Origin of the sequence: Stutzerimonas stutzeri (genome assembly GCF_018138085.1) — a bacterium.
In the GTDB taxonomy this organism is placed as follows: Bacteria; Pseudomonadota; Gammaproteobacteria; order Pseudomonadales; family Pseudomonadaceae; genus Stutzerimonas; species Stutzerimonas stutzeri_AI.
The window spans coordinates 4,903,782-4,920,056 of sequence record NZ_CP073105.1; the positions used below are offsets into that span (position 1 = coordinate 4,903,782).

Consider the following 16,275-nt stretch of genomic DNA (forward strand, 5'->3'; position numbering starts at 1 on the left):
GGTTGTTTGTCCCTGTGGTTTTTGCCCCTTCGTAGTGATGGCTGTCTCCGTGCGGTATCACTTTGAGTCAGGCCTGCCGAGGAAACGTGAGTTCAAACGTGGTCCGACCGTCTTTGCTGGCGACGGCCACGTGGCCTTTGTGGAGGTTCATCACTGAGCGGACAATCGCTAGCCCCAATCCTGCCCCGCGAGGTTGTATGCCGTTAACGCGGTAAAAGCGGTCGAACAGATGTGGGAGATGATCCGATTCGATAGTCGCGCCATGATTGGTGACAGCCAGCGAGACGATGTCTACGTCCTCCTCAAGGATCTTAAGTTCGACCGTACTGCCAGTATTTGAATGCCGCAGCGCGTTGGATAGCAGGTTGGAAATGGCCCGCTGGACCATAAGTCGATTTCCCAAAATCATGGCATCGCCCGTTACTGTCGTAGCGACTCCCGCTTCTTCGGCAAGGACTTCGAAGTATTCACATACGCGCCTCGCCTCGCTTCCTAAAGATAATTGTTCGAGCTTCAGTGCTGGGCTGGCGTGGCTGGCCTGGGCGAGAAACAGCATGTCTGACACGATTCGATCCATGCGTTCGAGTTCTTCAACCGACGACTCGATCACCTCCCGATAATGCTCCTTGCTTCGCTCACGCACCAAAGTCACCTGCGCCTTGCCTATCAGGTTGTTCAGCGGAGTTTTTAACTCATGAGCCACATCGTCCGAGAATTGTGACAGTTGCTGAACGCCGTCATCGAGTCGATGAAGCATTACGTTGAGGCTGTGCGCCAATGCCTGGAGCTCTTGCGGAAGCCGATCGGTGCGGATTCGAGGTGATAGATCCTGTGTAGATACCTTAGTCGCCAAGGCCCGGAACTTGCGAAGCGGCCGCAAGCCATTTTGGGCGATTAGCCATCCAGCCAATCCGATCAATATCAGTAGCATCGGCACGGTCACTAAGGCCGAGCGCAGGAATGCAGCCACCAGCCGTTGATCGGCACTGCGATCTTGCGAAAGTAAAAGCGTCATTGGAGCCAGTCCCGGGACTTGGATTTGCTTGCGCCCGGTTAGCATCTGCACGCCATCTTTCGTTGTCCAGCCAAGATAGTCGCCGTCCCTGCTCACGAGATCCAGCTGCTGCGGCGCATTGGCGAATCGGCCGATACTGAAAATGGGTGATTTCGCTGTATCGCCGATGACCGTAATCGAAAGGTTGTCATGGCCGAGTACGGTATCGCTCAATGCGTGTTGCCAGGAGCGGCCCATACGGGCTTTGGTGTCTTCGAGGAGTCCATGATCGATCTGAGAGAGCTTGGCCGTCACTTCCTCCTGGGCGCGCAGTTCCAGTTGGCGCACCAGTACCCAGTAGCTCAGTGCAATCAGCAGCGCGACCAAAGCGGCGCCGGTCAGTGTGATTTGAAGCGCGAGACGCGATGCGAGGCTGAGTGGCTTCAAGGCCGCGCCTCCAGCACGTAGCCCACACCCCGGATGGTGTGTATCAGGCGATCGCCGAAGGGTTCGTCCACTTTCATCCGCAGGCGACGAATCGCAACATCCACCACATTGGTATCGCAGTCGAAATTGATGTCCCACACCATGGCAGTTATTTCCGTACGCGTGAGGACTTCGCCAGTCCGGCGCATGAGCAGATGCAATAACGCAAATTCTTTGCTGGTGAGGTCGATACGCTGACCGCTCCGGTAAGCCCTATGCCGGGCCGGGTCCAGTTCGAGGTCGGCTACACGCAGGTTGCTCGGAAGTGTGACTGCCTCGCCTCGCCGCAACAGTGTCCGGATACGGGCAAGCAGCTCGGGGAACTGGAACGGCTTGACCAGATAGTCGTCGGCGCCCGATTCCAAGCCGCGGACTTTTTGCTCTAAGCGGCCATTGGCAGTCAGCATGATGACGCGTGTCTGCTTACGCCGCCTGATGAGTTCGAGAACCTCCCACCCATCCATGGTTGGCAGATTCACATCTAGCAGCACGATGTCATAGTCGTTCTGCAGTGCCAGGTGAAACCCATCGAGGCCATCACTTACGCAATCGACCAAGTAACCACATTCGATAAGACCCTGCTGCAAGTATTCCGCAGCTTTGATCTCGTCTTCGACAACCAGGATGCGCATGTTTTGAGGTAACTCGGCAAGGAGGTGCGCGGTAAGCGGAACCAAAAAAATCCATGTAGTAACTAGGTCAAGACGAAAGCGGCTTGGCTCTAGCGTGAAAGGCAGAGGCGAAAAGATCTGCCCAGGGAAGCGGGAAGCACTTTAACGCGGTAAAAGCCCTGTGAGGGCTATCTTGCGAATTTGTAATCTACCGGTCATTTGGTTGACCCGCAGCGCGAGCGGGTGCACCAAACGAAAAAAGGCGCCCTGATGGGCGCCTGAAACACATCTTCAAACCAAGGGAGCAAAACTAAAGAAGATGTGGTGTTGCTCATGGTGTTTCACAAGATCGAGAGAGGGTACTCGGCGATGAATCGGACCTCATCGAGGTCGGACTCGAAAGCAGTCGCCCGCGTGGTAGCCTGGCGCACCCGCAGAGACAAATCCTTGAGAGAGCCAGTCTGTACAACGTAGCGGGCTTCGACGTCGCGTTCCCAGCGGTTCTGTCCCGTCAGCGGCGCACCGTTATCGTCTTGGCGCATGTACACCTCGTTCGCGTTGCTGTAATCGGCGCCCCAACCGCGGGCGTAGCGGGTCATGAAAGTAAGCCCGGGTATGCCGTACTCCGCCATGTTCAGGTCGTAGCGCAGCATCCAGGACTGCTCTTTAGGTGAGTTGAAATCACTGTACTGAATGGAGTTGTTCAGGTAGATCGAGTCCGCCTGGCGCAAGTAGTCAAAGTCGTTGTTACCGTTGTTTCGCTGATACGACGCCGTGACGGTGTGCGCGCCGAAGGCGACACCCAGGCTGGAGCTCCAGATGTTGTTGTTGAACTCGCCCAGCAACTCACGGCCTTCGTCGGTTGCCTTGTAATAGTTGAAGCTGGCCAGCAGCGCGACGATATCGGAGAGCGGATAGGTGGCCGACGCACCGAAGTAATGCTGGTTCCAGGCATCTTTGAGGCGGCTGGTGTACAGGCTAAGACTGATATTTTCATTCACGCTGTAGTCACCGCCTGCGTAGCCGAGCCAAGGCGCGTCTACGCCCCCGCCGTAGAAGGTGACGAAGTCTTCGTTCATGTTACTGGTGTTGGGCTGGCTCATCGCGTGCAAGCGGCCTCCCTGAAGGGTGAGGTCGTCCAGCGAGTTGTTCACAACGGTGACACCCTTGAAAGACTCCGGCAGCAGCCGAGAGTCGCCGAAGTGCACGACAGGTGTAGTGGGAAATACATCGCCGGCCTTGATCTCGGTGTCCAGCAAGCGTGCTTTCACCGCGCCCCCCACCCGTGTGAAGTCATCCTCAGGATCGCCAGCGCTGTCGTGGGGAAGCAGGTCGATGCTGCCGCCCACACCGGAGCGCCCCGAACCGGAGTCGAGCTTGAGGCCGAGCATGGCGAAAGCGTCGAAGCCAATCCCTACCGAGCCTTGGGTATATCCGGACTCGAAGAAGGCCATCAATCCGTGGGCCCATTCCTCGGAGTAGCCATTGCCGGCGGCACTCTCACCGTCGCGAAAATCCCGATTGAAATAGAAGTTGCGATTTATCAGCGATAGCGTGCTGCCTTCGATGAAGCCCTCGGCTGTTTCCGATTGGGCAAAGACCGGGGCGCTGCCCAATGCCAGTGAAAGGGCTGTCAGCGAAAAAACGGCCTTTTTGCTCATGATGATGCTCCTTATGTACGGCAGGTCAGTGCTCGAATGACGCCTTTCGCCTTTTTGTTTTTAGCGCTTGGCCATGTTCTTCCCCTAGAGATGACGGCAGGATTAGCGGCAAATGACTATTTTGTAATCTGAGGAAGCCGAATCGCGCACTCCTTCGATTACAGATTTGTAATGTTGCGGTCACCAGGTCGTTATCCACACTTATTTAAAGTCACCACCCCATAGCCATCAGCTATCTCGCCGGCTTGGCAAGGCTGATAAAAACGCTTTCGTGTATTTGTCTACTAAATTCAGGGCGAATCACTATCGCAGTAGAGGCGCATGTGTTTCGCGTCTTGGCGGGGGTAGTTCTTATGATTGGATTCGACATCTAAACCAGGAAGTCATCGTTTTGCCTTGGATGAGAAAAATAGTTTTGCTGATGTTGCTAGCCTTGTTCCCATTGCAATCATCATGGGCAGTTGTTAGCACGAGCTGCAGTCATGAGGATGGTTCGGCAGCAAATCATCTTGGACATCACGAACATCCGCACGAGTCTCTGGGTACTGACGAGGAAGGATCGTCAAAAGCCGCAAAAAAAATCAGTCTGGATGGAGACTGTGTCTTTCATGGCGACCATATCAAGCCGCTTATAACGAAAGGGATCTGTCCTGGTTCGGTATTATCAATGAGCTTGAAACCGTTTCCTTCTGCTAGCTACGCATCGGCTGAAGCGGGGCGTCCTGAGAAACCTAATTGGCGCATCGGTGCAAAACCGGTGGGACGCCAAAGTAACCAGTAAGCGCCATTTATCTGTATCTGACGTCTCACCGAACCTTCCCTTTTTTTAGGAGATTTCGGTGCGAAAAGCTCTTTTCTCGCTGGGGTTGACGACGTTGTCGTGCAATCTCGCCTTTGCGCAACCCTTAGAGTTGCCGACCTTCACACAGACCTTACCTGTCGGTGTGTCAAATACATTCCCCGTTGAGTCTGTCGAATCCATAAGCTTTCTACGCGCCTTGGAACTCGCTAGCTCTGCAAGCCCTGAACTGGCTGTTGCAAGACGTGAGCTGGCTGCTTCTCGCGCATTAATTAGCCAAGCCGGAGCACGTCCGAATCCAATATTGTCCGCTAGCCAGGAGGGAATCCGGGGCGATGCCCCGGAGACCACGCTTGAACTGAGCCAAGAAATAGAGCTGGGTGGTAAACGTTCGGCTCGTATTGAGGCGGCGCAACGAGCCTTGGACGTAGCAGCTGCTGACCTACAGGACGCCCAAGCTCGACTGAGGGGGGCAGTGATGGGCGCGTACTACGATGTGCTTACTGCTCAAGAACGGCTGGACCTCGCTCAGGCTGCTTCAAAGCTTGCGAAGCAAGCAGTGAACGTGGCCAATCGACGTGTGAGGGCCGGCATGGTTTCTCCCGTAGAGGAAACCCGGGCGCGGGTTGCGGCTACTGGAGTGCAAGTAGAGCTTGCCCAGGCCACAGCTGAACTCGAAGCTGCGCGCACTCGGCTGGCGGCCAACTGGGGAAATCCACAGCCACGCTTTGAGCGAGTAAAAGAGCCGGCAGAGGCAGTGCCTCCTCTTCCCGAGCTAGCTGAGCTTTATAGCCGTTTGAACGATTCCGCCCAACTAACCCGCGCGCGTCGGGAGGCTGAAAGACGTCGGGCTGCGTTAAAGCTGGAAAGGACGAATCGCTTTTCTAACGTGACGGTTAGCGTAGGTGCCCAACGCTCAGATGAATATAACGGCACGCTGGGATTGGTGAGTATCTCGATGCCCCTGCCGTTGTTTGATCGAAACCAAGGCAACATCGGAGCAGCGCAGGAACGGGCCTACCAGGCGCAGGACGAGCTCAACGCCGTCCATATACGCCTGAAAAGCGAACTTTCCCAAGCGCACATGCGGCTGCGCACTGCTCGCCAGCAGTTTGAACTGTTGCGCAACGACATGCTCCCCAGTGCCCAAAGCGCTTATGAAGCTGCCAGCAAGGGGTTCGAACTTGGAAAATTCACGTTCCTTGACGTACTGGATGCTCAACGCACGCTTTTCCAAGCCCGATCTCAGTACCTGTCTGCGCTATCACAAGCTAACCAGGCGGCGGCAGAAATCTCGCGAATTGTCGGAGATGGGTCGGCCGTTATCACCTCGGCCACTCAGCCATAGGAATCCATATGAAAAGTAAATCGAATACATCTTCCTTGGCTGGTCACAAGAAGCAGATTTTTTGGATCGTCGTCATATTAAGCGTGGCACTTATGCTTGGCGGATTGCTTCTTCGCAGTAGTCCAGCTGTGCCCGATGCGGGCGACGCACATAGCGAGCATGGTGACGAATCGGAGCATGAGGATGAAGGGCATTCGGATGAGGATGCAGAAGCCGAAGGAGATCATGGCCATGATGAAGGAGGCGCCGATAGCGATCACGAGGTCGGTGCGGCAGAGAAAGATGAGCATGAAGATGAGCCCGAGGGAGCGGAGCATACTGAAACAGCAGAGGTAGAACTCTCAGAGACACAAATCCTAGCCGCCGGCATCTCACTGGCAACTGCTCAGCCCGCAAAGATAAAAAGCGCAATTGAGCTGCCTGGCGAAATTACATTCAACCAAGACCGCACAGCGCAAGTTGTGCCTCGTCTCTCAGGTGTCGTTGAAGCGGTCAAAGTCGATTTGGGCGAACAGGTGAAACAGGGGCAAGTACTTGCTGTGATCGCGAGTACAGACCTGTCGGAACGTAGAAGCGAGTTCTACGCGGCGCAAAAACGTCTTGCATTGGCTCAAAAAACCTATCGACGCGAAAAGGAGCTATGGGAAGAGCGTATTTCTGCGGAACAGGATTATTTACAGGCACAACAGGCTTTACGGGAAGCAGAGCTGACTGTTGCGAATGCAAACGCACAGCTACAAGCGCTTGGCAGTGATGCTGGCAAGCCAGACGCATTGAGCCGCTACGAACTCAGGGCGCCGTTCGATGGGATGATCGTTGAGAAGGACATCACGCTCGGTGAGTCAGTCAATACCGATGACCAGATATTCATCATTTCCGATCTCTCCACCGTGTGGGCAGATATCAGCGTTCCTGCCAATGCACTCAGCGCGGTACGAGTAGGCAGCAATGCCGTTATCGAGGCCACAGCATTCGAGTCCAGTGCCAATGGAACCGTTTCTTATGTCGGCTCACTTGTTGGTCAGCAAAGCCGCGCCGCTACCGCCCGGGTCACACTTCCCAACCCTGAAGGGGTTTGGCGCCCCGGCCTGTTCGTCAAAGTGCAGGTAGGCGCTGGCGAAGCATCCGTGCCAGTCGCAGTAAGTCCTGATGCGATCCACACATTGGAAGAAAAGCCGGTGGTGTTTGTACGGACCGACCATGGCTTTGCTGCTCAGCCAATCGTGAGTGGCCGCAGCGATAGTGACGCGGTCGAAATCAAGGAAGGCCTCCAGCCCGGAGCGCGCTATGCCTTGGATAACAGCTTCATCATCAAGTCCGAGCTTGGCAAAGCCAGCGCCTCGCATGCTCACTGATACGGAGTTATAGAATCGTGTTCGAACGTATCATTCGTTTTTCTATCGAGCATCGCTGGTTGGTTATGCTAGCCGTGCTTGGCATGGCAGCGTTAGGAGCTTACAGCTACCAAAAGCTGCCTATCGATGCTGTCCCGGATATCACCAACGTACAGGTGCAAATCAACACTGCGGCGCCAGGTTATTCCCCGCTGGAAGTGGAGCAGCGTATTACCTACCCGCTCGAGACGGTAATGGCTGGGCTGCCCAAGCTCGAGCAGACACGATCCTTGTCTCGATATGGACTTTCTCAGATCACAGTTATTTTTGAGGAAGGCACTGACATCTATTTTGCCCGCCAACTTGTGAACGAGCGCCTGGGAGGGGCCAAAGATCAGCTCCCAGATGGCGTCACTCCAACACTTGGCCCTATTTCCACTGGGCTTGGCGAAATCTATTTTTGGACGGTTGAAGCTGAGGAAGGTGCCACCAAATCGGACGGTACGCCGTATACCCCTGCTGACTTGCGTGAGATTCAAGATTGGATCATCAAACCGCAAGTCCGAAATGTACCTGGTGTTACTGAGATCAATACGATCGGAGGATATGCGAAGGAATATCAGATCGCCCCCAACCCAGACACTTTGCGGTCGTTTGGACTAACACTACAAGATTTGATCGAGGCGGTTGAGCAAAACAATAACAATCTAGGTGCCGGATATATTGAAAAGCGCGGCGAGCAGTATCTTGTTCGCGCTCCAGGACAAATGCAGTCTGTGGAGGACATCCGCGATACCCTTATTAGCAACGTTGACGGTACCCCAGTGCGTATCCGCGACGTTGCGACGGTCGAGGTTGGAAAGGAGCTCCGCACTGGCGCAGCCACCGAGAATGGCCGCGAAGTGGTACTAGGTACGGCCTTCATGCTTATCGGTGAAAATAGCCGAGTAGTTTCAAGGGCTGTCGACGACAAGATGAAAGAGATAAACCTTTCGCTTCCGGAAGGCGTAAAGGCAATTACTGTCTACGATCGAACTGTACTCGTAGACAAAGCTATATCCACCGTTAAGAAGAACCTCACTGAGGGTGCCATTCTTGTTGTGGTTATACTTTTTCTCTTCTTAGGCAATATCCGGGCGGCGATCCTAACCGCGCTTGTGATACCGCTTTCTATGCTCTTCACGTTCACCGGCATGGTAGCCAATCAGGTCAGCGCCAACCTGATGAGCCTAGGCGCATTGGATTTCGGCATCATTATCGATGGAGCCGTGGTGATTGTTGAGAACTGCGTGCGTCGACTTGCACACGCTCAGTCCCATCACGGACGGGCATTAACACTGTCCGAACGGCTTCATGAAGTATTCGCTGCGGCAAAGGAAGTGCGTCGGCCTCTATTGTATGGGCAGCTGATCATTATGATCGTGTATCTGCCGATATTCGCCCTTACAGGGGTAGAAGGTAAGATGTTCACGCCCATGGCGTTTACCGTAGTGACAGCGCTATTCGGGGCGATAATCCTTTCGGTGACGTTCGTCCCGGCGGCCGTTGCGCTCTTTATCGGTAAGCGGGTTACGGAAAAGGAAAACTTTCTAATCCGCAATGCTAAACGGGCCTACGCACCTGCGCTCGATGCGGTAATGGCCAACAAGCCAGCAGTGCTCACCTTTGCGGTAGTTGTAGTCATACTTTCTGGCCTCGTAGGGTCACGTATGGGCAGTGAATTCGTGCCTAGCCTCAACGAGGGAGACTTCGCTATCCAAGCCCTTCGTGTACCAGCTACCAGTCTTAGTCAGTCTGTAGAGATGCAGCAGCAGCTGGAGCGAAAGCTTATGGATGAGTTTCCGGAGATTGAACGCATATTTGCGCGAACTGGCACTGCGGAAGTGGCATCGGATGCTATGCCTCCAAATATCTCTGACGGGTACGTCATGCTGAAGCCACAAGAACAGTGGCCGGATCCAGGCAAGTCGCGTAATCAGCTCTTAAGCGAGGTGCAAGCATCCGCCGCTGAGTTGCCGGGCAATAACTACGAGTTTTCCCAGCCGATTCAGCTGCGTTTCAACGAGCTGATTTCCGGAGTTCGTGCCGCGGTAGCCGTGAAAATCTATGGTGATGACATGGACGTTCTTAACAGCACGGCGGCGGAAGTATCCGAGGTGCTAGGACAAGTACCAGGCGCTTCAGAGGTTACGGTCGAGCAGACGACTGGCCTTCCCATGCTCACGATTGATATCGATCGCGATCAGATCGCACGATACGGCCTGAGTCTAGATACCGTCCAGCAAGCGGTTGCAGTAGCTATCGGTGGCCGAGAGGCAGGCACCTTGTTTCAAGGAGATCGGCGTTTCGATATCGTGGTTCGTTTACCGGACGAGATACGCAGCGATCTCGCCGCAATTGAGCGGCTTCCAATTGCCCTTCCAAGGGAATTAAACAGCACCATAAGTTATATCCCCCTCGGCGAGGTGGCCACCCTGGATTTGGCCCCCGGTCCGAATCAGATCAGTAGAGAAGAAGGGAAACGGCGAATTGTCGTCAGTGCAAACGTCCGTGGTCGTGACATTGGATCATTCGTATCTGAGGCAGAACAGAAAATCCAGGCCCAGGTAGATATCCCGGCAGGTTATTGGATCGACTGGGGCGGTACCTTTGAGCAGCTTGAATCGGCAACGAAGCGGCTGCAGATTGTCGTCCCCGTGGCGCTGCTCCTGGTCTTCATTCTGCTTTTCATGATGTTCAACAATGTCAAAGACGGTTTGTTGGTCTTTACAGGGATTCCATTTGCGCTCACCGGAGGCATTGTTGCGCTGTGGCTCAGAGATATCCCATTGTCCATTTCAGCAGGTGTTGGCTTTATTGCTCTGTCAGGCGTCGCCGTTCTAAATGGCCTGGTAATGATCTCCTTCATCCGTAGCCTACGGGAGCAAGGTTTACCTCTGGACACTGCGATCCGCGAAGGTGCCCTTACCCGGCTACGACCGGTATTGATGACAGCCTTAGTGGCTTCACTCGGGTTCGTTCCAATGGCCTTGAATGTGGGTACCGGTGCAGAGGTACAACGTCCCCTTGCGACGGTGGTGATCGGGGGGATTCTCTCCTCAACGGTGCTAACGCTATTAGTTTTGCCGTTGCTCTACCAGATGGCTCATCGACGCGAAGACGAATTGGAGGAGCAAGAAATCGCGTTGGCCGCTGACAGAACAAGCTAGAGATTGGATGGCGGCACACAACGCCCCGTTCTTGCTAGCTAGCGAGAACGGGGCGCGTTAATTATCGGAGCGCAGTTTCATTAGCGGCGCAGCGGACAGCACAGCCTTTGTGGCGCAGTCTGATGCATCTAAGCGGTAAATAAAAAATTGCTCAGCGCTTAGTGCGTATGACTTTCGCTACATACGCGTCCTTGACCTGATGGCTTTCACCCACGGTGAGCTGACGAAGGATTATGCAAACAGCGACTGACCTGCCCCGGTCGGCAGCAAAGGGCGATAGCTACGACAAAGCCCTGGCTGGAACGATCAGCGGGCTGTGCAAGGCCGAGCTGACACCGTCAATCATGGGCGAACCGTGAGGCCTTTGAGATAGCGACCCAGACATGGGTGCGCTGTACGCCACAGCGTCTGTTCAGCTCACTCGGACATGATCCTTGCGAAGGCTAATAACAACAGATCAGGCAATGGCGGCCTGACTTAAACGAAACGGCTTATATAAATTCCGGGCGATTCGCTGGTAGCGATGTTGCGGGCAAGTTATGGAAACAAAAAAGCGCCCCGAAGGGCGCTTAGAGTGCAACTGCTTCCAAAGGAGATTGGAAGCTGCCGGAGGCGAATATCGTTCAGATATGAAGCGGTTAGTCAGCTTTGGTTTCTTTCTTGCTTTCCGTATTGTTCTGATCTTGGCGGGTATCCTTAATCTGTAATTCGTCTATTTTTCGTTTGGCGGATTCGGTTCCGTGAATTCGTTTTTGATCTGCTCGGAATTTTTCATTAAATTTAATTGAGCGGTCGTAACCATCTTCTGCATAAGACAATGCGGAGCCGCAGATTACCAAACCAACAACAATAGCTTTCAACAGATTCATAGGGCAGTCCTCGCTAAATTCAAAGGTGGCTTGCTGAGCTTTCTCGCTGAGCCCTGCAGGTTCGAATGAATTTTGCGTGATTGAAGTTAACAGCAGCATGAGCCAAGCATTACATTATTGAAATGTAATGCTTCCATTGCGCGGTGACATGAGCGCCTTGCTTCGTCATGTCAGCACCGAGGCGCACCAATCTGCAAGGGCCTATCCTACGAAAAGAATGATTGGAAGATTACAATTTTGTCATCTTCGGATTGACGCCGCATCATCTATCATTAGCGAGCAACGTCGTTTAACGTTTGAGAGGGATCGGCCAGTTATCGGCAAGTTTCAGACGATAATGCACGAACTCGCTTGAGAGTGGTCGCATTTCTGTCAGTGTGGTTTGGAAGGCCAGATGGTATTGGTGCTAGTATTATCTATTACTTTTTTGGGCTCCCTATCCTTGTCTTATGTTATTTAAGGACGGTTAAAAACCAATGGCTCACGAACATAACCATAACACCGAAGCCATAGGCGATAAGCGTTTAATCGCTGCCATTGGCGTTAATACTGTGCTAACTCTGGCACAAGTTGTTGGAGGAATACTTTCTGGCAGTTTATCGCTCATAGCTGACGCGCTACATAACTTGAGCGATGCCGCATCACTGGTTATTGCGCTCATCGCACGTAAAATCGGTCGCAAACCGCCAGATGCTTTTAAAACCTTCGGCTACCGACGCAGTGAAACCATAGCGGCTTTGATTAACTTGGTCACGCTGATTATCGTTGGTCTCTACCTCATCTACGAAGCTATAGGTCGGTTTTTTGCCCCACAGCCCATTGAAGGATGGACAGTGGTCGTGGTGGCGGGAATAGCCTTGATTGTAGATGTCGTCACGGCCTTGCTCACCTACACAATGTCTAAGAATAGCATGAATATAAAGGCGGCATTCTTGCACAATGTGTCGGATGCGCTGGCCTCCGTCGGTGTTATTATTGCCGGAACATTAATCCTTCTGTATGACTGGTATTGGACAGATACTGTACTGACGCTGATGATTGCTGGTTACGTGCTATGGCAGGGCTTTAGCATGCTACCTAAAACCATTCACTTGTTAATGGAGGGCGCACCAGAAGGAGTTTCCATCACTGATATAATCAATGTCATGGAGCAAGTGGACGACGTTGTGAGTGTTCACCACGTACATGTCTGGGAAATTGCCGAACATTCAACTGCATTGGAAGCTCACGTTGTCATCAAGAAGGCTAGCCTGCCCGAAATTGAACGAGTGAAGACTGATTTAAAACGTGTACTTCATGAGCGATTCAAAGTCAGCCACTCGACACTTGAAATGGAGCTAGACGGCAGTGTTTGTATCGACACCAGGCAGGCCGACAGTCATCGCAGCGAAGCATAAGCCTGCTTTGCGCTCACCGCTGTTGCTAGACAGTTATCTCGATATCAACGGAGTGAACTTGCGACATCACTCGTTGGCGCTATGTCTTCGACCAGAGACATGCTAGCGGCATGTGGCCAAAGCAGCTCGTCACGAGGAGATCAGGCTAGGTCGTGGCACCTTCGGCAGGCTGCCGCGACGAGCAAGCCCCGCCAGTCGCTACCGCCGCGGACGCTCAGAGCCAGCGGCGGACTCGTGCACGGTAGCGGGCAAATGATTCGCCGAACAATGTTTCCAGCGCCCACTCTTCGGCTGGGATCTGGAAACGGTTCATGTACAGCACGAAAGCAACTACGCCAAGCAGGGTTAGAGGCGAGGCCAAGACCAGCGCCCAAGCCGCCAGGATAATGGCAAAGCCTAAGTACATGGGGTTGCGGCTGTACCGGTAGATGCCAGCCTCCACTAATGCAGAAGCCTGCTGCGGCTGCAATGGATTAACCGTAGTACGCGCGCGGCGAAACGACAGGACGCCGGCGAGGCACACGCCGAGCCCCAGGAGCAGTATTGGCAAAGCGAAGGTCAGGCGCGCGGTCCATGCCAGTTCGAAACCCGGCAATTTGGTTCCCGACAAACCCATCAGCACAGCGATCAGGCCGGCCACGAGCAGCGGTGGCACGCGGTTTTCCAGCGCGCTCATAGTGTCATTCTCGTGCCTTGGCCACTTCGCTGTTCACCAACTGGCGCAGCGGCTCCGGGCCAAACTCGCTGAGCGCACGACCATTGACAAAAAAAGTCGGCGTGCCACGAACCCCAACGGCTTTAACGTCCTGCATGTCCGTTTCCAGCACGGCGTTGACGCCAGGCGTATGCATGTCCTGGCGGGCCTGTTCCAAGTTCAAACCGACGCGCTCTGCAGCAGCCCATGCCTGCGTTACCTTGGGGTCGTCGTGCCAACCGGGTTGGGCTTCCAGCACAGCCCCCAACACTTGTTCATGGAGATTTTGCTTACGCGCCGCCTCCAGCATTCGCGCCACCTCTTCGGAGCCTTGATGGAACAGTACATAGCGCAGCACCAAACGCACGTCTTCCGGGTTCTCGGCGAGGATCTGCTTCACATAGGGGTGGAAGGCGCGGCATGCCTCGCAGGAAGGGTCAAAGAATTCGACGATGGTCACTGGCGCTTGCGCCGGGCCGAACACTGGTGAGTGGAAGCGAACCAACTGGCCGCCGTTCTGTTTGGGTTGTGTCGCGGTCTCTTGGGCTGTCGAACCGGGAGCCTGGGCCTGTTGAGGCGATTGCGAGGGGGAATAGAAGAATGCGGCGGCAGCAAAGACGGCCAGGATCACGACACTGACGATCAGGACCACGGAACGGCGATTCATGGGGTGGTTCTCCGACGGATGATTATGAGCAGGATGGCGATAAGGATAAAAGCGAACAAGGCGAGTGCCGGCAGGGGCACCACGCCGAAGAGGGTCATTCCGGCGCCTGAGCAGGATGGACCAGTGGCCGTGCAGGGCTGGATCGGCTGTGGAATCAGCCCTGCATAGAGCAGCGTGTGAACAAATGCCAGTGCCGCACCGATAGCGGTCAGCGGCAGGGCATAGTGCCAGACGGTGAAATCCGAGCGGTAGCAGGCGATGGCCAGGATCACCGCCAGCGGAAACATGAAGGCACGCTGGAACCAGCACAACACGCAGGGTGCCTGGCCCATCACCTCACCAATGAACAGCGCGGACAGGGTCGATACCAGTGCGACCAGCCAGGTTAGCAGCAGCAGGTTCCAGGGCATGCCTGAAGGTTGAGGATTCATTGCGGTTAACTCCTGGCGATGGCGAGCACTTGCCTCAGACCCGCCATCCAGTTATTTCGAAACATCATGCATCCTCTTATCGGCAGGACTTGTTAGGACCGTTGCGGACTTCGCCCAACGGCAAAGCGAAAAGCAACCAGCCTCAACGCTGGGTTAAATCCGATGCCAGTGGGAGAATGTCGCCCTTGCGCAACAAGGGAAGATATCAGATGTCGCGGGACTGGCTGGAAGAACACCAGATAGCATTTTATTTCGCGGCGGTGGTGGCCGCTGCCATTGCAGGCCTGAGCTCTGCGCAATTCACCGGACTGACGGCCATGGCCATCACACCGGCGATTGCCGTGCTGATGTATGCCATGTTTCTGCAGATTCCTTTTTTGGAGCTGCGAGAAGCTTTTGCCAACCGCCGCTTCGTCGGTGCCTTGTTGCTGGCCAACTTCCTATTGGTGCCATTGATGGTGTGGCTGGTGACGTGGCCGCTCTCATCGAACAAGGCCTTGTTGGTCGGCGCGCTGCTTGTCCTGCTGACGCCTTGTATCGATTACGTGGTGGTCTTCACCCACCTGGGCAAAGGGGACTCTCGTCTGGTGCTCGCGGCGACGCCATTGCTGCTGTTGCTCCAGCTTCTGCTGCTGCCCCTCTACTTGCGGCTAATCCTTGGCCCCGAAGCCGGCACAGTGATCGAGCTGTGGCCCTTCGCAGAAGCCTTCCTGTTACTGATCGTCCTACCCTTGGTAGCGGCTGTGCTCACCGAATTTGGCGGACGCCGATCTCTGCTGCTTCGCGCATGGAGCGCAGGTTGGGCCTGGCTGCCAGTGCCTGCAATGGCCCTGGTTCTAATCGTGGTGGTGGGTTCGCAGATCGCGGCTGTCGTGTACCAACTCGACATCCTGGCGCCGTTGCTTCCGGTATACGGAGCGTTTCTACTACTCGCTCCGGCCCTCGGCGTACTCAGCTCCCGGCTATTTGGCTTGGAGGCTTCTGCCGCACGGGCAGTGGCCTTTAGCTCAGGCACTCGCAACTCGCTTGTAGTGCTTCCCCTGGCCCTAGCGCTCCCGGAGTCCATTCGCGCGCTGGCCGCGGCGGCTGTGATTACTCAGACACTCGTAGAACTGATTGGTGAATTGATCTACTTACGGGCGATTCCAGCCATGGTCAGAAACAGTTGAGCCTCGTCGAAATCGGCGAGAGCGCTCATGCCTCGTGCTGTGGAGCAAGATTGATCAGCGGCGCAATGATGAGCTGAGCGGAGCGCGCCCAAGAAACCAGTGCCTCAAGATCCATCTGTAGAGATTGGGCTTCTGTCCAGATACAAGCACTCTCGGCAGGCACCGTAAGAGCGATGCCCTCAACTATCGTCAGAGCCATCGCATGCAATCTCAGTAGCTCGTCGCGAATGGAGGTGATTCCACCCAGTTCCACCAAGCAGACGTCCAAGCGATCAACCAGCCGGAGCAGTTGAGAGGTGTCGAAGCTGTCGCGCAGGTTTTCCAACGCCACGGCGTCCACTTCGCCGTACGGTGTAAGGCGGAAGGATGCGGGAGGAATGTTGATCATGGCGTTTTCTCGGTATCTAGCTGGCTAGGTCTGATCACCCGCAGCGAGCCGGCAGCTTGTTGGAACACCGAGTCCTTGATCCAGGGCTCCGGTGGCCGGTTTAGCTTGAGGTTGAATTCGCCGAAGCGCTTGAGGTTGCTGGTCAGGTAGAGTGGTTGGGCCCCCTTCAGCATACATAGCGGAACTGGTGTAGACGACTAGCCCTGAGCTAGGCCTTG

General features: G+C 54.7%; 14 protein-coding genes. 5 read left to right on the plus strand and 9 right to left on the minus strand.

Translation table 11 applies throughout. From position 1 onward, the window contains the following. Positions 1-67: 67 nt before the first annotated feature. The 3 genes from KCX70_RS22435 to KCX70_RS22445 form a co-directional block, all read right to left on the minus strand. Positions 68-1,441, minus strand: a complete 1,374-nt coding sequence (locus KCX70_RS22435) for a heavy metal sensor histidine kinase (RefSeq protein WP_003292663.1) — start codon at positions 1,439-1,441, stop codon at positions 68-70. Next, positions 1,438-2,112 carry a heavy metal response regulator transcription factor gene (locus tag KCX70_RS22440; protein WP_008569962.1) on the minus strand — a complete coding sequence of 225 codons (675 nt, stop codon included), beginning with the start codon at positions 2,110-2,112 and terminating at the stop codon, positions 1,438-1,440. Before KCX70_RS22440 ends, KCX70_RS22435 begins: the two co-directional genes overlap by 4 nt. Positions 2,113-2,432: 320 nt before the next feature. Next, complete coding sequence (locus tag KCX70_RS22445) at positions 2,433-3,752, minus strand: OprD family porin (RefSeq protein ID WP_014822255.1); 1,320 nt, start codon at positions 3,750-3,752, stop codon at positions 2,433-2,435. Positions 3,753-4,591: 839 nt separating this feature from the next. On the opposite strand from KCX70_RS22445, the gene KCX70_RS22450 reads away from it, so the two are divergent. Genes KCX70_RS22450 through KCX70_RS22460 form a run of 3 tightly spaced genes read left to right on the plus strand, consistent with a single transcriptional unit; the run spans position 4,592 to position 10,442 of the window. Continuing rightward, positions 4,592-5,899, plus strand: coding sequence for a TolC family protein (locus KCX70_RS22450; RefSeq protein ID WP_008569960.1), 1,308 nt, complete (start codon positions 4,592-4,594; stop codon positions 5,897-5,899). An 8-nt stretch (positions 5,900-5,907) separates the two neighbouring features. Then, positions 5,908-7,254: an efflux RND transporter periplasmic adaptor subunit gene (locus KCX70_RS22455; protein ID WP_015275575.1), complete on the plus strand. Its 1,347-nt coding sequence runs from the start codon at positions 5,908-5,910 to the stop codon at positions 7,252-7,254. Between the two features lie 17 nt (positions 7,255-7,271). Next, complete coding sequence (locus KCX70_RS22460; RefSeq protein WP_015275576.1) at positions 7,272-10,442, plus strand: CusA/CzcA family heavy metal efflux RND transporter; 3,171 nt, start codon at positions 7,272-7,274, stop codon at positions 10,440-10,442. 638 nt (positions 10,443-11,080) lie between these two features. Here KCX70_RS22460 and KCX70_RS22470 read toward each other — a convergent pair. Beyond that, positions 11,081-11,410, minus strand: coding sequence for a hypothetical protein (locus KCX70_RS22470; protein ID WP_023444715.1), 330 nt, complete (start codon positions 11,408-11,410; stop codon positions 11,081-11,083). 377 nt (positions 11,411-11,787) lie between these two features. On the opposite strand from KCX70_RS22470, the gene KCX70_RS22475 reads away from it, so the two are divergent. Continuing rightward, positions 11,788-12,708 carry a cation diffusion facilitator family transporter gene (locus KCX70_RS22475; RefSeq protein ID WP_008569956.1) on the plus strand — a complete coding sequence of 307 codons (921 nt, stop codon included), beginning with the start codon at positions 11,788-11,790 and terminating at the stop codon, positions 12,706-12,708. A 214-nt stretch (positions 12,709-12,922) separates the two neighbouring features. Here the strand turns inward: KCX70_RS22475 and KCX70_RS22480 are convergent, their stop codons facing one another. From KCX70_RS22480 to KCX70_RS22490, 3 genes are read right to left on the minus strand one after another with little or no spacing between them, the layout of a single operon-like run. Continuing rightward, the gene (locus KCX70_RS22480) at positions 12,923-13,384 is read right to left on the minus strand and encodes a methyltransferase family protein (protein WP_003292672.1); all 462 of its coding nucleotides are present in this window, start codon (positions 13,382-13,384) and stop codon (positions 12,923-12,925) included. A 4-nt stretch (positions 13,385-13,388) separates the two neighbouring features. After that, on the minus strand, positions 13,389-14,069 hold the full coding sequence (locus KCX70_RS22485) for a DsbA family protein (protein WP_008569955.1): 681 nt from the start codon (positions 14,067-14,069) through the stop codon (positions 13,389-13,391). Further along, positions 14,066-14,500, minus strand: coding sequence for a disulfide bond formation protein B (locus tag KCX70_RS22490; protein ID WP_003292674.1), 435 nt, complete (start codon positions 14,498-14,500; stop codon positions 14,066-14,068). Before KCX70_RS22490 ends, KCX70_RS22485 begins: the two co-directional genes overlap by 4 nt. 209 nt (positions 14,501-14,709) lie before the next feature. Here KCX70_RS22490 and KCX70_RS22495 point away from each other — a divergent pair, with 209 nt between their 5' ends. Beyond that, on the plus strand, positions 14,710-15,669 hold the full coding sequence (locus tag KCX70_RS22495) for an arsenic resistance protein (RefSeq protein ID WP_003292675.1): 960 nt from the start codon (positions 14,710-14,712) through the stop codon (positions 15,667-15,669). Positions 15,670-15,694: 25 nt separating this feature from the next. On the opposite strand, the gene tnpC is transcribed toward KCX70_RS22495, so the two are convergent. Then, entirely contained in the window at positions 15,695-16,057 is a 363-nt protein-coding gene (tnpC, locus tag KCX70_RS22500; protein ID WP_003292676.1) for a Tn3 family transposase post-transcriptional regulator TnpC, read from the minus strand. Beyond that, positions 16,054-16,230 carry a hypothetical protein gene (locus KCX70_RS22505; protein ID WP_003292677.1) on the minus strand — a complete coding sequence of 59 codons (177 nt, stop codon included), beginning with the start codon at positions 16,228-16,230 and terminating at the stop codon, positions 16,054-16,056. The genes tnpC and KCX70_RS22505 overlap by 4 nt, the downstream gene beginning before the upstream one ends. Positions 16,231-16,275: the final 45 nt, after the last annotated feature.